Genomic DNA, 1,459 nt, shown 5'->3' on the forward strand with positions numbered 1-1,459 from the left:
ATGCCCGCTGGTAGTAAATAAGAAGAGGGCCGCTATGAGAAACAGTCAGCATCATGCTCCTCAATCCCGGCCCTCCGTTTTGTCTCCCGCAAAATCTTCTCAGGCCCAACTCTTTAAACCTGATCGCCTTCTTCACCCAGCGGTGTTCGGGGGTCCCTGAAAAACGTCCCCATGCTCTTGCCGATCAACTTTCCTTCGCTGTTATGAAACTCGGCTTCCACTACCGCCAGGGTCTTGCCGGGATGCACCACCCGGGCCTCAGCATTTAACTCGGTCCGGGCATAAACCGGCGCTATATAATTGAGCTTCATTTCTGCAGTCCTGTAAATATGGCCGCAAGTCGATGCCGCCAGACTCATAACCGTATCAGCTATGCTGGCAATAGCCCCCCCATGCACCCGCTCTCCCTTGGTGGTGTACCTGAGGTCGGTGACCATCCTCAGACCGGCGATTCCCTTGCCCAGATAAGTAACTTCAAACCCCATGGCCTGATGACAGGGCTGACGGTGGTACTGGTCGCACAGGAGTTCAAATATCTCTTGATCGAGCCCCCTGTTTTCAGCTTTGTAGCAATGCAAAATATATTCCCCCCGTATTTTGGTATACATTTCTAATTATATATCTGTTGTGGGCCGGAGATAAATAACGCTTTGACGGATGTGGGAACAATACGATTCGTTTCTCAAAAAACCCGTGCGCAAACTACTGATTTGCCGGCAAACCATCCAGGATTGGTCTTGCTCCTTAGAAAATTCACTTGGTAGAATTGGGTATGTTTCAACTATTAATGTTACTATAATAAATAAATATCGTTGACATAGGAGGCGGAAATGATGCAGCGCGAAGCGGTCCTGGCGGCCATAAGAGAAAAGCAAGGTCAATGGGTGTCAGGCGGGGCCCTGAGCAAAGAACTCGGGGTGAGCAGGACTGCGGTCTGGAAGCAGGTGAAGATTTTGCAAGCGGAAGGATACGCAATAGAGACCTCTCCCAAAAAGGGATACCGCCTCACCGTTGTGCCGGATATACTATCTGCGGCGGAAGTTGTCTCCGGATTGCAAACACAAGTGTTGGGGCGGGAGAATTACTTCTATTTTGCGGAGATAGATTCCACCAACAACCATGCCAAAGAACTGGCTGCCAAAAACTCCCCCGAGGGAACGATAGTGGTGGCGGAACGGCAAACCGCAGGACGCGGGAGAAGAGGCCGGGCATGGCATTCCCAGCCCGGACAGGGCATTTACATGTCCCTGATTATGCGGCCGCCCCTGTCCCTAAACCAGCTTTCCCGGGTGACACCGTCCATCGCCGTGGCTGTCGCAGAGACCCTGGAGAAGCAGCTGGATTTAAAGCCAGGCATCAAATGGCCCAATGATGTACTGATAAACGGGCGTAAAATCGCGGGTATATTGACCGAAGCGGTAACTGATATGGATGGCATAGAATATATCATTATCGGCAT

General features: G+C 51.3%; 2 protein-coding genes. One reads left to right on the forward strand and one right to left on the reverse strand.

Annotated elements, in window-relative coordinates:
• Positions 1 to 113: 113 nt before the first annotated feature.
• The gene (locus B3W37_RS14680; RefSeq protein ID WP_483169847.1) at positions 114 to 578 is read right to left on the reverse strand and encodes a PaaI family thioesterase; all 465 of its coding nucleotides are present in this window, start codon (positions 576 to 578) and stop codon (positions 114 to 116) included.
• Positions 579 to 830: 252 nt separating this feature from the next.
• On the opposite strand from B3W37_RS14680, the gene B3W37_RS14685 reads away from it, so the two are divergent.
• Positions 831 to 1,459: biotin--[acetyl-CoA-carboxylase] ligase (locus tag B3W37_RS14685; protein ID WP_483176247.1), on the forward strand; the 629-nt coding region annotated here is incomplete at its 3' end.

This window comes from Syntrophomonas sp. UBA5494 (genome assembly GCF_002426325.1).